Origin of the sequence: Flavobacterium collinsii, assembly GCF_902804485.1 — a bacterium.
In the GTDB taxonomy this organism is placed as follows: domain Bacteria; phylum Bacteroidota; class Bacteroidia; order Flavobacteriales; family Flavobacteriaceae; genus Flavobacterium; species Flavobacterium collinsii.
In genome coordinates this window covers 11,747-30,405 of the sequence record NZ_CADCST010000069.1, presented here as the reverse complement: position 1 = coordinate 30,405, position 18,659 = coordinate 11,747, and the positions used below count along the sequence as shown (strand labels likewise).

General features: G+C 36.4%; 18 protein-coding genes and 1 tRNA gene. 13 read left to right on the top strand and 6 right to left on the bottom strand.

All coding sequences use genetic code 11. From position 1 onward, the window contains the following. Nucleotide 1 precedes the first annotated feature (1 nt). Nucleotides 2-298 (bottom strand): DUF493 family protein, encoded by a 297-nt coding sequence (locus FLA105534_RS06625; protein WP_173965245.1) that lies wholly within the window; start codon nt 296-298, stop codon nt 2-4. Between the two features lie 277 nt (nt 299-575). On the opposite strand from FLA105534_RS06625, the gene FLA105534_RS06620 reads away from it, so the two are divergent. The 6 genes from FLA105534_RS06620 (at nt 576) to FLA105534_RS06595 (ending at nt 6,292) form a co-directional block, all read left to right on the top strand. Continuing rightward, nucleotides 576-1,493 (top strand): carboxylesterase family protein, encoded by a 918-nt coding sequence (locus FLA105534_RS06620; RefSeq protein WP_173965244.1) that lies wholly within the window; start codon nt 576-578, stop codon nt 1,491-1,493. A 217-nt stretch (nt 1,494-1,710) separates the two neighbouring features. Continuing rightward, nucleotides 1,711-2,244 (top strand): AAA family ATPase, encoded by a 534-nt coding sequence (locus FLA105534_RS06615; RefSeq protein ID WP_173965243.1) that lies wholly within the window; start codon nt 1,711-1,713, stop codon nt 2,242-2,244. Nucleotides 2,245-2,308: 64 nt separating this feature from the next. Continuing rightward, a complete protein-coding gene (locus FLA105534_RS06610) occupies nt 2,309-4,204 on the top strand; it encodes a RecQ family ATP-dependent DNA helicase (RefSeq protein WP_173965242.1) in 1,896 nt (631 codons plus the stop codon). Next, nucleotides 4,204-5,151 carry a methionyl-tRNA formyltransferase gene (gene fmt, locus FLA105534_RS06605; protein WP_173965241.1) on the top strand — a complete coding sequence of 316 codons (948 nt, stop codon included), beginning with the start codon at nt 4,204-4,206 and terminating at the stop codon, nt 5,149-5,151. The genes FLA105534_RS06610 and fmt overlap by 1 nt, the downstream gene beginning before the upstream one ends. 179 nt (nt 5,152-5,330) lie before the next feature. Beyond that, nucleotides 5,331-5,603: an HU family DNA-binding protein gene (locus FLA105534_RS06600; protein ID WP_017498096.1), complete on the top strand. Its 273-nt coding sequence runs from the start codon at nt 5,331-5,333 to the stop codon at nt 5,601-5,603. Between the two features lie 128 nt (nt 5,604-5,731). Next, the gene (locus FLA105534_RS06595) at nt 5,732-6,292 is read left to right on the top strand and encodes a YqgE/AlgH family protein (RefSeq protein ID WP_173965240.1); all 561 of its coding nucleotides are present in this window, start codon (nt 5,732-5,734) and stop codon (nt 6,290-6,292) included. On the opposite strand, the gene FLA105534_RS06590 is transcribed toward FLA105534_RS06595, so the two are convergent. Beyond that, nucleotides 6,289-7,128, bottom strand: coding sequence for an aminotransferase class IV (locus FLA105534_RS06590; protein WP_173965239.1), 840 nt, complete (start codon nt 7,126-7,128; stop codon nt 6,289-6,291). The genes FLA105534_RS06595 and FLA105534_RS06590 overlap by 4 nt on opposite strands. Nucleotides 7,129-7,182: 54 nt before the next feature. Beyond that, nucleotides 7,183-7,575 carry an START-like domain-containing protein gene (locus FLA105534_RS06585; protein WP_026727620.1) on the bottom strand — a complete coding sequence of 131 codons (393 nt, stop codon included), beginning with the start codon at nt 7,573-7,575 and terminating at the stop codon, nt 7,183-7,185. A 154-nt stretch (nt 7,576-7,729) separates the two neighbouring features. Here FLA105534_RS06585 and FLA105534_RS06580 point away from each other — a divergent pair. The 7 genes from FLA105534_RS06580 (at nt 7,730) to FLA105534_RS06550 (ending at nt 11,741) form a co-directional block, all read left to right on the top strand. Next, nucleotides 7,730-7,803 (top strand) — tRNA-Met (locus tag FLA105534_RS06580). Nucleotides 7,804-8,028: 225 nt separating this feature from the next. Further along, complete coding sequence (locus FLA105534_RS06575) at nt 8,029-8,286, top strand: hypothetical protein (RefSeq protein WP_173965238.1); 258 nt, start codon at nt 8,029-8,031, stop codon at nt 8,284-8,286. A 449-nt stretch (nt 8,287-8,735) separates the two neighbouring features. Beyond that, nucleotides 8,736-9,146, top strand: a complete 411-nt coding sequence (locus FLA105534_RS06570) for a hypothetical protein (protein ID WP_173965237.1) — start codon at nt 8,736-8,738, stop codon at nt 9,144-9,146. 214 nt (nt 9,147-9,360) lie between these two features. Next, nucleotides 9,361-9,924, top strand: coding sequence for a DUF6642 family protein (locus FLA105534_RS06565; RefSeq protein WP_173965236.1), 564 nt, complete (start codon nt 9,361-9,363; stop codon nt 9,922-9,924). Beyond that, a complete protein-coding gene (locus FLA105534_RS06560) occupies nt 9,925-10,848 on the top strand; it encodes a helix-turn-helix domain-containing protein (RefSeq protein WP_246253183.1) in 924 nt (307 codons plus the stop codon). A gap of 74 nt (nt 10,849-10,922) precedes the next feature. Then, entirely contained in the window at nt 10,923-11,123 is a 201-nt protein-coding gene (locus FLA105534_RS06555) for a hypothetical protein (RefSeq protein WP_173965235.1), read from the top strand. A 45-nt stretch (nt 11,124-11,168) separates the two neighbouring features. Then, nucleotides 11,169-11,741 carry a pentapeptide repeat-containing protein gene (locus tag FLA105534_RS06550; RefSeq protein WP_173965234.1) on the top strand — a complete coding sequence of 191 codons (573 nt, stop codon included), beginning with the start codon at nt 11,169-11,171 and terminating at the stop codon, nt 11,739-11,741. 76 nt (nt 11,742-11,817) lie between these two features. On the opposite strand, the gene FLA105534_RS06545 is transcribed toward FLA105534_RS06550, so the two are convergent. The 3 genes from FLA105534_RS06545 to FLA105534_RS06535 are packed head-to-tail and all read right to left on the bottom strand — an operon-like array spanning nt 11,818 to nt 18,451. Further along, the gene (locus tag FLA105534_RS06545; protein WP_173965233.1) at nt 11,818-13,371 is read right to left on the bottom strand and encodes a DUF5123 domain-containing protein; all 1,554 of its coding nucleotides are present in this window, start codon (nt 13,369-13,371) and stop codon (nt 11,818-11,820) included. A 34-nt stretch (nt 13,372-13,405) separates the two neighbouring features. After that, nucleotides 13,406-15,202 (bottom strand): RagB/SusD family nutrient uptake outer membrane protein, encoded by a 1,797-nt coding sequence (locus tag FLA105534_RS06540; RefSeq protein ID WP_173965232.1) that lies wholly within the window; start codon nt 15,200-15,202, stop codon nt 13,406-13,408. A gap of 18 nt (nt 15,203-15,220) precedes the next feature. Next, on the bottom strand, nt 15,221-18,451 hold the full coding sequence (locus FLA105534_RS06535) for a SusC/RagA family TonB-linked outer membrane protein (RefSeq protein ID WP_173965231.1): 3,231 nt from the start codon (nt 18,449-18,451) through the stop codon (nt 15,221-15,223). Between the last annotated feature and the right edge of the window lie 208 nt (nt 18,452-18,659).

Sequence of the window (18,659 nt, the reverse complement as noted above, 5' to 3'; positions counted from 1 at the left end):
GTTATAATGAAACTATACCTTCAATGGTAGAAACTTCTTTGTATTTGCCAATCACTTCGTCAGCACTATGCATGGTAACATCAACTGAAACACTGGTAAACTTACCAGTTTTCGATTTTGTTGTTTTGATAACCGCACCCATATTGTTAAAAGCTTTTTCAACTCGCTCTACATTATCGTCTATTGAAGGTACAATGAATTTATATAAGTATTCTGCTGGCCAAGTATTTGAATTATCTAACTCGACTTTTAATCTCTCGTAAAATTCAGCGGTGTTTTTTTCTTTATCGTTCTCCATTCGTAATTAAAAATAAACGCAAATATACGGTTTTGATTTCAGACTTTTGATTTTAGATTTTAGATTTTTTTCAGACTTAAAACTTTGTTTTAAAGGAGCAAAGTTACAGCGGTTCAAAGGTGCAGAGAAAAAAACTTTACAACATTATCACTATGTCAAATTTCATCTTATATTTGGGAATTCATCACAAAGAAATTTGCTCACAAAGTCACAGAGTCGTACCGTTTTAAACTTAGAACGTTCTCTTTATGACTCTCCAGAATTGAACAACAATACAATGAAAAAAATCATCATCTTATTTTTTACTATTCTCACTTTTCACCATGTTCAGGCACAGGAAGTTAAAACCATGACTTATTTCCAAAATGACACGATCAAACTGGATTTAGACTTATACTTACCTCAAAAGAAAACAAACGAAAAAACACCTTTAATCCTTTTTGCTTTTGGCGGAGGATTTTCTGGCGGAGAACGTACAAGCGAAAAAGACTTCGGAATGTTTATGGCAAAAAACGGCTACGCAGTTGCCAGCATTTCATACAGTCTATACATGAAAGAAAAAGATTTTGGCTGCAAAGGAACTTTAACCGAGAAAATAAAAGCAATTCAAATTGGCGTTAGTGATATGTGGCAGGCCACTTCGTTTTTAATTCAGCATGCGAATCAGTACAATCTCGACACTTCCAAATTCTTTGTTTCCGGAATCAGTGCGGGTGCCGAAATTGGTTTTCATGCCTCTTTTGGGGATTACAAACTCATGAATTTATACGCCGGCAATTTACCCGAAAATTTTAAATACTCCGGTTTCATTGGAGGCTCCGGAGCCATTATGGATATTAATTTAATCACCAAAGAAAAAGCAATCCCAATGTTACTGGCGCACGGAAATAACGACACAACAGTTCCTTATAGCGCAGGTTCACATCGCTCCTGCCCGACCAATGCTTCAGGCTGGTTAATTTTGTTTGGGTCCTATGCGGTGTACAACCAAATGAATGACCTTCATAAAGACATTGAACTTATTACATTCTGTGGCGGTGGGCATGAATATTCCGGCTACCTTTTTCACGACGGAAAACAATATGTTCTGGATTTTGTAAACGATGTTTTAAAGAAAAAGAATTTCACATCACATATTATCATTCCTTCAAAAATGAAAGAGGTGAGTTCCGGAAAATATTTATTTTGCAAGTGAGTATTTTAGGCAGGGGTAACGAAAATTAACCCACTAAAAAACTGCCTTACCTGGCAGATCGAAGTAAAACCCCTTTATCCTTTCCCTTTAAAAAACCCAATATCATAGCGAGTAGCAGGATCTTTATTTCTTAAAATTGCGAAATCGTCCGCTTAAGGCAAAATAATCTTTTTAAATACCAATAAGTTTAGGTAAATTTGCGCTTTATTTTTAGAAAGTGCAAAAACAAATCATAGTTCTCATTGGTGGCCCGGGAACGGGAAAATCTACTCTTATCAACGAATTGGTAGCTCGTGGCTACTGCTGTTACCCTGAAATTTCAAGACAAGTTACACTCGAAGCACAACAAAGAGGCATCGACCAATTATTTTTGGAACAACCTTTATTGTTTAGCGAAATGCTATTGAATGGCCGAATTAAACAATTCGAAGACTCGCTTGAAGAACCTGACAATGTAGTTTTTATCGACCGCGGAATTCCTGATGTTGTAGCCTATATGGATTATATCAATGACGATTACCCGGAGAGCTTTGTAAAAGCCTGTGAGGATTTTAAATATACTAAAACATTTATTTTACCACCTTGGGAAGAAATTTACGAAAGCGACACAGAGCGCTACGAAAATTTTGAACAGGCACAAAAAATTCAGAAACATCTTGTTGATACCTATAAAAAATACGGCTACGATTTAATCGAAGTACCTAAAGATACGGTTGAGAACAGAATTCTTTATATCTTAGATAAAATTTAGGCATGTTTTAAAGTTGCAAAACTAGAAACTGATTTCTAAATTTTTTAACTTTAAAACAGGACCAATGCCAGAAGCGCAAGAAATTCTTTTAAAATACTGGAAACACGACAGTTTTAGACCGTTACAAAAGGAGATTATTGACTCCGTTTTGAATGGTCAGGACACTTTTGCATTACTCCCCACAGGCGGAGGGAAGTCGATTTGTTTTCAGGTTCCGTCTATGATGAAGGAAGGCGTTTGTTTAGTCATTTCCCCTTTGGTTGCCCTGATGAAGGACCAGGTAGCCAACCTACAGAAACGTAACATCAAAGCGATCGCGCTTACAGGAGGCATACATACTGAAGAAATTATTGATCTTCTCGATAATTGCCAATACGGAAATTACAAGTTTTTATACCTCTCTCCTGAAAGACTACAATCAGACTGGATATTGGAACGTATTAAAAACCTTCCTATTAATTTAATTGCAATCGACGAAGCCCACTGTGTTTCACAATGGGGACACGATTTTCGTCCAGCCTACCTCAAAATTTCAGAACTGAAGAAATATTTCCCAAAGATTCCTTTTCTGGCTCTAACAGCAACCGCAACCCCAAGAGTCATTGAAGATATCAAAACAGAGTTAGGACTCAAAGACCCCCTCCTTTTTCAGCAATCTTTTGAAAGAAAAAACATTGCTTATATGGTCTTCGAAGTCGAAGACAAACTGTACCGTACCGAACAAATCTTAAAGAAAAATCCGCAGCCTTCTATTATATATGTACGAAACCGAAAATCTTGTCTAAATCTATCAACCCAACTCCAATCATTAGGATTTACCGCAACTTACTACCATGGAGGGCTTTCGTCTAAAGAAAAAGACAAAAACATGCAACTGTGGATGTCTGAACAAACGCAGGTTATCGTAGCCACCAATGCGTTTGGAATGGGGATCGACAAAGACAATGTAAAAACGGTTATTCATACACAGCTACCCGAAAACTTAGAAAACTATTATCAGGAATCCGGAAGAGCAGGACGAAATGGAGAAAAAGCATTCTCAGTATTACTTTTCAACAACTCAGATGCGAACCAGACTGAACAACAGTTTCTAAGTATCCTGCCTGACAAGAAGTTCCTAAAAACCATGTACATAAAACTCTGTACTTATTTTCAAATCGCTTACGGAGAAGGTTTAGACGATTCTTTTTCTTTTAAACTGAATCATTTTTGCCACAAATATGACTTCCCTACTTTAAAAACATACAATGCATTGCAATTTTTAAACCAGCAGGGAATCATTACCATGTCACAGGAATTCTCAGAAAAAATCACCTTGCAATTCTTAATTGAATCAAAAGAAGTGATTCGCTACATGAGCCTGAACCCAAATGACGAAGAAATCATATTAGCGATCTTAAGAACTTATCCCGGAGTTTACGAAATGAAAACTCCTTTCAATCTTTCACTGATTGCAAAAAAATCACAGCATACGGAAGAACAGGTTTCTGCCCTTTTAGAAAAACTAAAAGAAAAAGAAATCATCGAATATAAAGCCAAAAATAACGACGCAACTATATTATTCAACGAAGTCCGCGAAGATGAGTTAACCATAAATCGCGTCTCAAAATACCTTGAAAAACAAAACGAACTCAAAAAAGAACAGCTTTCGTCTGTTCTATATTACATAAAAGAAAACAAAACCTGCAAAAACCGACTGATCCTGGATTACTTCGGAGAAGAAACAACCGAAAACTGCGGCGTTTGCTCCTATTGCATTACTCAAAAGGGAAAAATTACCGAAGCCGATTCGATTGCCGATAAAATTCTGCATTTACTAAAATCAACCGCTTTGACTTCCAGAGAAATTCAAACTCAGATAAAACTGGATACCAATGATATTATTCTGGTGCTTCAGGAATTATTAGAAAACAATCATATCACCGTACTGGCGAATAATAAATACACTTTAAAATCATAATGGAAAAATTGAGAATTATTTTCATGGGAACTCCAGAATTTGCTGTTGGCATTCTGGACACCATTCTTAAAAACAATTACGACGTTGTTGGCGTGATTACTGCAGCAGACAAACCTGCAGGGCGTGGACAAAAAATAAAATATTCCGCAGTAAAAGAATATGCACTGGCGAACAACCTCACCTTACTACAACCAACAAATCTAAAAGACGAGAGCTTCTTAGCCGAGCTAAAAGCCCTGAATGCCAATTTGCAAATCGTGGTTGCTTTTAGAATGCTTCCAAAAGTAGTTTGGGAAATGCCAAGTTTAGGAACATTTAACCTTCATGCTTCTCTATTGCCAAATTACCGTGGTGCAGCCCCTATTAACTGGGCAATTATTAACGGAGAAACCAAAACCGGAGTTACAACATTCTTCATAGATGACAAAATAGACACCGGAGCAATGATTCTAAATTCGGAAATCGCAATTGAACCGGTAGAAAATGCCGGGCAACTACACGACCGGCTTATGTTATTAGGTAGCCAAACCGTGATAAAAACTTTAAAGGTGATCGAAAACGGAAATGTGAACACTACCATCCAGGAAGATACTGCCGAAATTAAAACCGCCTACAAACTAAACAAAGAAAACTGCAAAATCGACTGGACAAAATCAGGAGCCGAAATCAACAATCTGATTCGCGGTTTGAGTCCGTATCCAGCATCCTGGTGTTTCCTAAAAGACAAAGAGGAAGAACAAAGCATCAAAATATACGAGGCAAAACTACTTTCCGAAACACATTCACATGAGATAGGAAGCCTGATTTGCAGTAAAAAAGAAATAAAAGTTGCTGTTCAGGATGGGTACATTCAAATTTCAAGTTTACAGTTGCCGGGAAAAAAAAGAATGCAGGTGGCAGAATTGCTAAACGGCATCACTTTTTCAGATACGGCAAAAGTCTATTAAGCTCAATAAAACAGGGGTTTCTACCTGATTTTGACCCACTAACGTCCTGCTTTATGAACAAAAAAAGCAAGTTATTAACAATTTTTGCTAAAATTAAAGAAAACACTTGCAAGGAACGGATTTCCTACTAAATTTGTGTATTAACAATTTTTTTTAACCAACAATTAATAACTAATATTATGAACAAATCAGAATTAATCGATGCTATCGCTGCTGATGCAGGAATAACAAAAGCTGCGGCAAAATTGGCTTTAGAATCATTTTTAGGAAACGTAGGAGCTACTTTAAAAAAAGGTGGTAGAGTTTCGTTAGTAGGTTTTGGATCATGGTCAGTATCTGCTAGAGCTGCTAGAGACGGTAGAAACCCACAAACTGGAAAAACTATTCAAATCGCTGCTAAAAATGTTGTAAAATTCAAAGCTGGAGCTGAATTAGAAGGTGCAGTGAACTAAGTAAGAAAGTTCTCTAAACTTATAATATAATCAAAACCTTCCTTATGGAGGGTTTTTTTATGCGGTTTAACGATTTTATTTGGGATTTTAGAAATTTTATGATTAAATTTAATAAAAATTGTAGCCGTATGATTTCAGAAAAATTAAAAAAAGGACACCTGCTTATTGCCGAGCCTTCGATAATTGGAGATTTATCATTTAATAGATCGGTAATTTTATTAGCAGACCATAACAAGGAAGGATCAATAGGTTTTATCATTAATAAACCTTTAAAGTACACTATTAATGACTTAATACCTGAAATTGATGCCACTTTCAAAATATATAACGGAGGTCCTGTTGAACAGGATAACCTTTATTTTATTCACAATATTCCTGAACTAATCCCAAACAGTGTTGAGATTTCTAACGGGATTTATTGGGGAGGTGATTTTGAATCAACCAAAGACTTAATAAACGACGGATCTATCAGCAAAAATAACATTCGTTTTTTCTTAGGATATACTGGTTGGGACGAAAATCAGCTTGAGAATGAAATGCAGGGAAATTCCTGGATCATCACCGATAATAGTTATAAAAACAAAATTATCGGAAAATCGACCACCCATTTTTGGAAAGAGCAAATCATTGAACTTGGAGGCGACTATGTTATTTGGTCAAATGCACCTGAAAATCCATATCTGAATTAATTTTCAGAAATGGATTCATTTAGTTTTTGCACTAATACATGAGCCAAATTACTAGCAAAATCTTTTTTTCGATATTTGGTTATCGGCTGTACCCCCATGATTACATTAGTCAGAAATAATTCATCTGCTTTTTGAAGATCAAACGGCGAAATTATTTCCTCTACTACTTCTATACCTTCTACTTTTTTAGCCAAAGTTAAAACCTGTTTGCGCATTATTCCATTTAGGCAACCTTCAGAAATTGGCGGAGTGATTAATTTTTTACCCACAACCATGAACAAATTTCCTTGTAATACCTCAACTACATTTTTAGTATCATTTAGTAAAACACAGTTGGCCAAACCATTTTCATGAGCAAAAATACTTCCAGTCACATTTATCATCTTATTTGTCGTTTTAATAGACGATAATAATTGTTTGGTCACATAGAAGTCCTTATACAAATCCACCTCGTAATCAGCTGTATTTAAAACATATAGAACATTATCAAGTGGAGTAGCATGAATCAAATAGGAAACCTCATTCGTTTTAGGCAAATAAAGCCCACCTTCTTTTCTAAAAACTGTAATTCTGGCTCTGGAAGACGCCTGAATACCTTTTTGCTGCGCTAGGCTTAAAACCTGCTCTTCAAAATATTCCATGGTAAAATTCATCGGAATCTCCATTCGAACCACTCGCATAGAAGCCATTAATCGGAAATAATGATCTTCAAGGAACAAGATTTTATTATTGACAATTTTTACTGTTTCAAAAACACCATCTCCATATAAAAATGCTCGATTTTGAGTTAGTATATTATCTTCTTCTGCTATTATAGTTCCGTTAAAATTGATCATAAAAAAACCCTGAATTTTGTTCAGGGCAAATATAAGGCATAAAATAGAATTTTACTAAACAGATCCAATAAGATGTTTCAAATCTGAGATCTGATTCTCCCACAATTGTTTAGCTTCTCCTACTTCTTCTTTTTCAGCAAAATCGACTACCATTAACGACACATCTTTGGTTAGTTCATCAACCAGAATATGCAGTTCAAAAAAATATTCTGTGTCTTTACTACTTTCATCCACCCATTTGAATTTGACTTTTTCACCTGTTTTTTTGGAAGCCAAACGCGCTTTTTCCTGCGAGTCATTCCAGATAAAAGTAAAGAACTCACCTCTTGAGTTTACATTATCGGCGAACCATTCTGATAAACCTGAGGGTGTTGATATATATTGATACAATAATTGTGGCGAAGAATTGATCGGGAACTCTATTTCGTAACGTATTTTTGAATCCATGTGCTACTTTTAATTTTTTTGGAAATATAAGAATATATGTCCAAAAACAATGCATTTTTAAAAATATTTTTTTTTCTTCATTTTATGCTTGCAACAATTAATATTATTTCTATCTTTGCACCCGCAATGAGGAACACGGTTCACTTGCAATCTTGGCGAGGTAGCTCAGTTGGTTAGAGCGCAGGATTCATAACCCTGAGGTCACGGGTTCAACTCCCGTCCTCGCTACAAAAAACAAACCCCTAATCATCAACTGATTAGGGGTTTTTATTTAAAACCAACCCCTTCAAAGTAAGGAATTGAAGCGAGTAATTTTAAAAAAAGCACCTACAATTCGAACAATATAAACAATACGGAAGCAGACTTCAGACTCTGTACAACTTTTTTTTCTTAAGAAAAAGCATACAGTCAAGTTAGAATAGTATTTTGCCAACTAAATCATTTATAAACCATATGGATATAGTTAAATTTAAAATCACGTCAAAAACAATAAAAGTAGAAGTACGTAATTCAAATAATTATGTTTTTAATTTTAATACTGCTTTAGAAATCGAAAAAGAGGACAAAGAGGTTTTATTAAGACTTTATAATGCATTAGATCTTCTTTTTAAAAAAGAAACTCCTACTGAAGCAAAAAACTATATCTCACCCAATCAAACCAATATATTGGATCAGATTTCGGCTGCTGACAATCTGGAAGAAGAAAAATAAAACATCGTTAGTTTTCCTGAACATGATTAAAATTTAAAAAAGAAGAGAAAATCTCAAAGTTTTGAGATTTTCTCTTCTTTTTTACTTCTAAGACTCCCACATCCTGACAAAAATCCATTATTTCACTCGCCCTATCTTAAGAAACAAGCTGCCGAAATCTTTCCTTGGAAATCTCTAATCCATTTGAAAACTCAAAAACGACGTTTCCCAACTCTCCTCTAAATCAAAATCAGGTATTTCTACTTAGTGTACTAATGCATTAAAAAACGATTTTTGTCACGGAATACGTAAAACCGTAAGTTATTCTCTAAAAACTAATCTAATTTAGCCAAAGAATAAAGAATATAATCACAAAAAGAAAATTATAACACATTTAACCAAAAAATTAAAACCAAAAAAAAAGAACCATGGAAAATCTTTGGTGTTGGCGTTGTAAAATGGAAGTTCCTATGTTACACACAGAAGAATACCTAATTGCAACCAAACTCTATCGTGATGGCTTTGAACAAGGAAAATGTAATATGACCAGGACAGAGCGATTCAGTGAACTTCTTGATTACTATAAGCAATTAACCGGATTTAAAGAAACCAATCCTAATGCTATTATGCACCACCGGATTGAGCTTTACGGTCCACCTTGCGAAAGTTGTACAAAACCTTATCGAACTCCACATGCAAAATTCTGTGCTGCCTGCGGACACAAAAGAGCGGCCGCTGTAACCAACTGCATCCACCCTTCCCCTTCTCCTTCAATAAAAGAAGAACAAAAGTGGTGGCAAAAACTGCTGGTTCCAATTAAAGTAAATCACCCTGCACCTGCTCTCTATTCTTTAATTACAAAACTTCACTTAAATTTATAGAAGACAAAAGAATGAAACTCAATTGTAAAATCCATTTTTAGTTTGCTAAAAGTGGATTTTTTTATTTTCAGGTCTTTTTATTTGTTTTTTTAATGTCAAAAATGCGTTAAAATACCTTACCGACAGTAATTTTTCGACAATTAAAAATACTTTTGTGAGAACAAGAACTAAGTGATTCTTTCATCACAAATCAGTAACCGGAAAACACAATGGTATGGATTACGAAAAATTCATCTTCTGCCTCGAAGGTGTTCCTGACGTAGAAAACAGCACTGTTACCCAGGTGGTAAAAAACCTGGAAGAAATAGCTATCGATCAAGGTATTGCCAGCATTTACAAAACCTGCGATACGATTGAAAGCTTAGAAGAGAGCCTGAACGTGTTACTTTATGAAGACCATAATTTTAAGGATTATGAGATTATTTATTTAGTAATGCCGGGCGAACCTAACAATATCTGTCTTCATGATTACTATTACAGTCTGGAAGAAATTGCAGAGTTGTTTGAAGGAAAGATGAAAGGAAAGATTATTCATTTTGCCAATTTAAAAGTACTTGATCTAAACGACGACGAAGCACAATACTTTTTAGATATTACCGGTGCACGGGCTATTTCGGGCTACGGCTCTACCTATAACAAAATAGCCAGCTGCAGCACAATCGACAAAGCTTTCTTTAGTTTGTATCAGGAAAATGATGATCTCACAGAAGTCGTAGAAGAACTCTATCAAAAACATTATGCTCTGTGCAAATTACTCGATTTTAGACTGTATTACTAAATGATGAAAAACAAGACAGCCGGAACGATAAAAACATACGGTGCAAAAGGATTCCGGGAAAAGTTTCTGGGACTGGAAAATCCAATACAACTGTTGTTCAGATCGAATTCTGATCATTTTTTTTGTTTAAAAACAGAAGAAATGATGCAGCTTCGTTATGCCGTCCCTCCTTCAAAACACAGCTGTCATACTATAATTTTCGTAACCTCAGGAGTTCATTTTGTAAAAATTGGTTTCGAGGAATACCAGACCCATCCCAATGAAATGATCATCGTTCCTGCCGGGCAGATTTTTTCTATCGAGCACATTAACACCAAACACGTTGGTTTTATTTGTCAGTTTCATCCGGATGTTTTAATCGGGAAGTACGGCAACAGCGAAATGTTAAATGATTTTGATTTTCTTAAAATTGGAGGCAATCCTAAAATCGCAATCTCTGAAGACAACTTTCATTTCATAGTCAATCTCTTTAATCGCTTACAGGCAGCCTATCTTGAACCCGAAACCAACAATTCTGACATTGTTCAGGCTTATTTAATAGCTTTGTTTTTTGAAATGAATAAAAATGCCCCTAAAGCATCCAAGAACAGTACTGCTGCGGCTGTTATTGCTGCAAAATTCAAAAAACTCATTTACGAGAACATCAAAACACAACATCAGGTCAATTATTACGCCTCTTTGCTAAATGTTACGCCCAATCATCTAAACAAATCCGTCAAATCAGCAACTGGCAAGCCTGCAGCCAAATGGATTGACGAGACCATTTTGACCGAAGCAAAATATCTGCTCTATCAAACTACTCTTTCTGTAAGTGAAATCGCAATGCAGGTAGGACATGAGGATCATTCTTACTTTAGCCGTTTCTTTAAAAAACATGAAGGAATTACTCCCATTCAATATCGAAAATTGATTGATAAGTCCTAATTATTGCCTTTTACATCCTATAAAATTGGAAAGCTTTTTTTGAAATTTGTTCCGTAAAAAAAAAAAGCAATTTTATGATCTACGTTTTCAAAACTTCAATTGATACAAAATCAAAGCTGGAATTCGCGAATGCATTACTTGATGAATTACTGCCAAATGCGATATGGAATTTTGACCTGGAGGACTGCGACAATATATTAAGGATCGATAGTGAAGCTGAAATAACCGAAAAGATTCTCAAAAACGAAATTTTCGACTGTATCGAATTAGAATAAAACTGCATTTCCCCAATCATTACCCTTCACTCTCAATTTATTATTATGGAAGCCGCTTTACATCAAAACAAAACCTTTGACACGATTGATTATTCTGATCAGAAACTATCAGATAACGAATTTGTAAACTGCGATTTTATCAACTGTAACTTTTCCAAAAGCAATTTTACCTCTATTGATTTCTCAGATTGCACTTTTAATAACTGTAATCTTTCACTCGCTATACTTAAAAATACAGGTTTTAAAAATATCAAATTTATTGGCTGTAAATTAATGGGGCTCGATTTCAGTGCCTGTAATAGTTTTTTGTTCTCGATGTCTTTTCAGGACTGCCTTATTGATTATTCTACTTTTATCTACAAAAAGCTAAAGAAAACCAATTTCGTTGAGTGCTCTTTAAAAGATGTCGATTTTTCAAATACTGATCTATCGCAGACCGTTTTTAAAAACTGCGATCTTGCAAATGCCACTTTTGTGGAATGCATTTTGGAGAAAACCGATTTTAGAACGTCACGAAATTATGCTTTTGACCCCTCAGAAAATAAAATCAAAAAAACTAGAGTGTCTCACGCCGCACTTGCTGGTTTGTTAGAAAAGTTTGATCTGGATATTGAATAATTTTCCTCATTATCTTAAACAAAAAAGGGACATCATTGATTTTGACATCCCTTTTTATAAACAACCTTTGAACTAACTATGGCCTCCATTGCGGATCTCCAATTTTTTTATCAATTAGAACTTGATTTTTAATGGTAAAATTTCCTGCAGCGCTGTTTACAAACTGAGGATCTAAAGTCCCGTAAGTTCCTGAAGCATCATATTTTACTGCCGCTATACCAGCCGTATGCAGTGCAGTCGAATTAAAATAATTATTGTTTAAGAACGTTGGCGCTGTAGTTGAAGCCTGATTGGTATACATTGCCAATGGTGTATCAAAAAGTGTGTTGCGAATTGTGGAAGAATTACTAGCAAAACGCACATACAAAATTCGATTCGAAGCGGTCATCGCTTTATTTGAAATGGTACAGGCATCTACCAAAACGGTCGTTGTTAAACCTGTTCCCGTAATATTAAGCGCATTATCGATACGGATGAAATCCCTGCCCGTGGCACAATTATTAAAAGTACTGTTTCTAAGGATAAGCGATGCCAGATGCGAGGTTCTGAAATCGATACAGTCGCCCTGAACAGTCAGAATATTGGTGACCACAGTATTTTCAACCGTTACCGACGCAATTTTAGTAATACCGGTCGCTGTTTGCGTTATAAATGATTTTACAAAATCATGAACATTACAGCCACTAATTAAAAGCGCCCCGTAAGCCGTACTTACGTCATTGTATTTAACCGCATCACTTTGGGTTTTATCTCCGTTAAGATCCAAATCGATTAAACTTACCGTTGTAGCTCCCGCATTCAGTGTAAATTTATTATGAAGCAAGGGTTTATTATCTGTTCTTAAGCCTCTGATAGTAACTGGTTTGTTCAGAATAATTTCACCAATATAAACATTGTATTCCCCAGGCATCAATACCAATACAGCTCCCGGATTTGCAGCTGCAATTTTTGCATTCAAATCCTCTGTAGGTTTCACCAAAATACCCGTACCAATATCAATTCCTGTGGTAAAAGTAACCACTCCTCTCTTTTTAGCTCCGTTAAACAAAGTAGCGGTATAAGCCGTTTCTCCTGTTAACCCGGTAACTGTTGCCACACCGGCCGTTTTTTCAGCAGCCGTAATAGTGTGTGCAATCCCACCAGGACCTGCGGTAATTTGCGTGACAGAGCTGTTCGGTGTCCATCTTAACGTTACCTGAGTTGCTTCAATATCGGCAGACTGTACAGGAAAAAAGATTTGTTCGGACAATGTTGCTGCTGTTGTTACGGACCATTTCGAATCGGCAAGTCCTGAAGCACTTACCGCTTTAACTCTTATCGAATAAACCGTTTCTCCTTCTAACGCTACTTTTACCGGAATTTCTTTTGCGGTAACATTAACTGTTTTGTAAATTGTTTTGAAATCCGGATCATCAGCACTGAATTCTACCGTATAATGATCAACATCTTCCTTAGCAGTCCAGTTTAATTCCACCGTGGTTTGATTTCTCACTACCGCTTTCAGTTCTATTGGAGAAAATACTCTATTTGCTCCTATATCTTCCAGTACTGCTTCATTGTAACTTTCGCAACCGGCAATTACCAATAAAAACATAGCCAGCAATCCTTTAAATATATCTTTTGCGTTCATAATTCTAAAACTATAGTTTATTTGTTAATTGTTTTTAGTTTCCGAAAACCCAGTCATTTACTAACTGACCATTGCTTCCGTCAATAAACGTTTGCCAGATAGGCCAAAATTGTCTTTTATCAGGATTCACTCCGGCTTTGTACAATGTGGTTATTTTATTGTCCTCTAGTTTATCCCAGCTTTTTGAAGTGTAATCAGCACCCTGCGCCTGTGTTTCACCACGGTTCAGCCCGTAAACTTCCAGTGTCGTATTATCTGCTTTGTATTTGTAATATAAGGTCAATGGCACAGTAGCATATTCATCGCTGCGCGCTTTCAGACGTGCCATTTTAACTTTAGCTTCGTCTAATTTTGTTTTCAATAAATTCCAGCGAATCAGTGCAAATTTGCGTTCCATCTCTCCCGTAAATTCATATTTATTTTCCTCGATAATAGCATTCATCATGGCTTGTTTGCTTGTAAAACTATCTACATACGCATCTACTTTTACAGCTTGGCTTCCGGAAGCAAAAGCTCTGCGGCGAATTTCTTTTAAATAAACAGCAGCTGATCCGGGCCCTTCTAATTCGTTTGCGGCTTCGGCAGCAATTAAAAGTACCTCAGCATAACGCATATAAATTTTATTTACCCCATCGTCATTTGGTGCTGTAACAATACGGTTCATCCACTCAAAACGATATTTACCAAAATACCAGGTTTGTAAATCTGTAAGTTCCTGCTTTGCTTTACCATTTACTGCAGCTCCCCATTTGTAAGGAACACAGGTAACATCTCTGCGGCTATCAGCCTGATCGTAGTCATAAAAAACAAAAGGTAATGGCCCGTTCACTCCTCCTTTATTTGTTCCCATCTGCTGAAACTGATCGACAGCATCATGACGCACCGCAAAAGTAAATAAGACTCTCCCTCGTGTAGCTCCAAAAGGAATTTCCCAAAGAGATTCTCCTCCGGCTGCGATATTTTCCTGATTGTATTTTCTCCATAAACCTTCAAAAGTCGGTTCTAAATGTGCAGAACCACTCGCAATTACAGAACGACATTCGTCTAACGCCAGTTTATACATAGTGCCTACCGAAAGCGCAGGATCTGTACTTCTTCTCACCCCATCTGAGTATTGCTGAAAACCACTGGCGGTCATAGCCAAACGGGCTCTAAGACCTTTTACGAAAGCCTTGTTAATACGCTCTGTACTTGTTGTTGCTGCAGTCTCATTAGGCCATGCCACCAAAGTTCCGGCTTCACCCAAATCAGCGATTAATTGCTTGTAAATTTCATCACGGCTCGCTTTAGGTACGTAGATGGTCGAAGTAGAAACAGGTTCAAAACGGGAAGGAACATCTCCCCAGTTTCTTATCAGATCGGCATAATAAATAGCACGCAAAGTCAACGCTTCTCCTAACAGCTGTCCCATCTCGGTATTCGGTAATGGATTACCATATTTACGCAGACCTCTTATACACAAATTCGCACGCTCAATTCCTTCATACATCATTGCCCACGCATTTTTTGGAGAGTTCATTTCTGTATTATCAGCCTTAGCATCGTAAACTACCAAATCAGATTTAGCATTGTCACTCGAAGATGCTAAAAGCCATTCTGTATCGGTATTTAATCCCTGATAGGTCAAAAGTCTTCCTCTGTAAGACTGTTCCTCTCCAAATGATACTTTTATTCCATCAACAGCTCCTTGCGCTAATCCGGCCGTAGAAAAAATAAGCTGTTCGTCTAATGTTGATTGCGCAGGAGTATCAAAGTATTCCTCTCCTAAATCCTGACAAGAAGTCAATAGACCTGAGATTATCAATCCTGCTATTATTACTTTATATTTCATTTTGCGATAAGTTTTAAATTAGAAATTAAGGTTTAAACCAAAAACCAACTGTCTGCTACGCGGATAAGCTGAATAATCAACTCCCGGTGTTAACGGATTGCTTCTTTTTGTTGACACTTCAGGATCCGGGCCAGAATAATTTGTAATTACAAACACATTAGTTGCCGTAAAGTAGAACCTTAACTTACTTACGCCTAGCTTAGACGTTAAAGCTTGTGGTGTACTATACCCTAAAATCAAAGTATTCAGCCTAAGGAAGGAGCCATCTTCTACTGCCCAGTCCGTAAACATAAATTTCTGCATGTAAGGAGACCACATTGTGGTGTTGGCATTCAACGCCTCTAAAACCGTAGGATCTGTTATCAATTGTCCAGAAGTTGGATCTAAATTTGTCCATCTTTTACCATCAGCCATTTCAGTACTTAAATTTTTGTACTGCCCATTTCTATTTGAGGTTGAAAACTCAGCTTTATTGGCGTTGTAAATATCATTTCCAACACTCCAGTTGAAAGCAGCAGAAAGATCAAAACCATAAGCATTTGCATTAATGATTAAACCTCCAGTGTTTTTAGGATTAGAATTTCCAATCACTTTTTGATCGGATGCAGTAACTTTATTGTCGGCAGAGCCATCTGCATTTTTCAACTTCATCATTCCCGGCTGTAAAGCTCCCAGAAGGCTACTGGCATCGGCAACACCTGCTTTTAAAGTGTACTTGCCCCCCACATAATCAAAGTCTGAAACTTCGTAGCGCCCGTCATTTTGGTAGCCGTACATTAGGCCTATTGGAGAACCAACATTTACCGCATAATCGCTTCCAACATCCGTAGATGCCCAGTTGGTATTTTGTACAAAATTGTCCATTACACCAAGAGAATTAATTTTATTTTTATTAAACCCAACATTCACAGAAAAACTTAAACCAAAATTCTTCTTTTCGATAGCTATAAAATTCAAGGTGGCTTCAAAACCAGAATTTTGCGTTTCCCCCATATTTCTAAACTGCGTTTTATACCCTGTACCACCAACTGGAAATTCAATCAATAAGTCCTGCGTTACATTTTTATACACATCAAAAGTCCCGTTTAAACGATTTTTAAAAAATCCAAAATCAAAACCAATATTTTGCGTTACGGTAGTTTCCCACTTCAAATCCGGATTAGCTAAAACGCTTGATGGAGACCAATAGCTGTCAAACCCATTTATAAAAGAATTTGTACTGGACAGATAACTCTGAACCGTTTGACCAACTGGAATATTATTATTCCCTGCTTCACCATAACTCAGTCTTAATTTAAGAAGACTCAGCCAAGAAGCATTTTTTAGAAAATTTTCTTCAGAAATTTTCCATGCTGCTGCTGCTGCCGGGAAATATCCCCAGCGGTTGTTTCCTAAAAACCTACTGGAACCATCGGCACGAAAAGAAGCCGTTAAAAGATAACGATCTTTGTAATCGTAATTTAAACGCCCGAAAAACGACAATAATTTATCATCAGGGCTGTAAAAATTATCAACTGAAAAAGGAATTCCCTGAGTGGTTAATTTCTTAGCCTGATCCAAATCAAAGAATTTAGGATAATTTAGCATTGTTGTTGTTACTTTGTTTGAAGTCGTAGTAATCATTTCTTCTCCCAAGAGTCCTGTCAAATGATGGTTTTCTCCAAGAATATTTTTGAAATCATAATTTAAGGTATTCGCATTTCTAAAACGGACATCTTTACGATCGCTCATCACCATACCCGGTTTTCCAGCTCCAATTTTAGCCGTGCTTGAGAAGTAAGTAGAAGAACCATAAAAACGATAATCGGAATAATTGGAATTATCCAATCCTAAATCACTTTGAAATTTTAAATCTTTAGTTAGTTTCCACCCAAAGCTTCCTAATAAATTGTAATTTTTTCTGGTCTGCTGACGGTCATTATCCGTTACCGCTAAAAATGGATTTACCAGATAGCTGTTCACAGACTGATCATCATTATCTGTAGTTAATCCCGGCATCGGAATTGGCGCATAACCCACACTATGACGCAAACGGCTATCAAGCGATGAGGCCTGATTTTGATCGTTCGCACCTCCACCATTCACATTTGTATCCGAGTAACGTACTGTAAAACCAAGATCAATTTTATCACTTGCTTTATTTTTTAACGCCAATGAAAGGTTGTTTCTTTTAAAATTCGAACCCACCATAATAGCTTTCTCATCGTAGTATGCGTAATTAAAGTTATAGCTCAGTTTTTCATTCCCTCCGCGAATTCCTAAATCACGGCTGTTTACTTCACCACGACGGCCATAAATCTGCTTTTGCCAGTCGGTACCTTTTAATCCGTTGTACAAATCACGATCCTGCCAATTGCCAAAATACTTCGTATAAGAACTTGGATTGGTCATAATAGTCTTATCTGTTTGATCCAATAAAGCATATTCGTATTGCCATTTCACAAAATCATCCACCGGAAGAACATCAATTTCTTTAGCCATGGTTTTCATACCATAGAACATATTATAGCTCACCGCCATTTTTCCGTCTTTACCTGTTTTTGTCGTAATAATAATAACCCCGTTTGCTCCTCTGGATCCATAGATTGCCGTAGAAGAAGCATCTTTCAATACGGTCATCGATTCCACATTAGAAGCAGCAATATCACTCATGCTGTTTACCGGAAAACCATCCACTATAATTAAAGGCGAAGCATCTTGTGTTAGAGACCCGCCACCACGAATTCTGATTTTAATATCAGCATCCGGCGAACCCTCGCTCGAAGTAACCTGAACTCCGGCGATTCTACCTGTTAAAGCTTCGGCTATATTAGAAACCGGAACTTTCTTCAAATCATTTCCTGAAATGGAAGAAACTGCTCCTGTCAAATCTGATTTCTTAACTGTTCCATAACCCACTACAACAACCTCATTTAAAGCATTTGAATCTTCGGTTAGAACAATGTCTACTTTCGCTTTTCCGGCAACATTGATTTCTTTGGTTTTAAAACCTATAAAAGAATACGTCACTATTGCTTTGGGATTGCTCAGTTTTAATTTGTAACGTCCGTCAAAATCTGAAGAAGTTCCGTTTTTTGTTCCTTTCTCTAAAATATTAACACCTGGCAATGTGAGTCCTGCAGCGTCTTTAACGGTTCCTTCAAGTGTAATACTCTGAGCATTCAATTGATTGCTTGCCAGTAAGCACAATAAGAAAACAACTGCAAAGCAACAATTTGCTCCTTTGTTAAATAAATCTTTAAAATTCATGGTTAATTGTTTAAGTTATTAATTGTTTATTCTAAGTGGTTATTTAGTTTTTATCACGCTACTCCTTTTTTACTGATTATCAAAGCCTATTTTCTTTCTCAGCAGCCTCTATTTCGAGCTGTTTTTGACCTTTCAAATAACGCATTTTTTTAACATTTAAAAAAGTTGTAATCGATTACACAAACTTAAATATTTTTTTGACATAAAA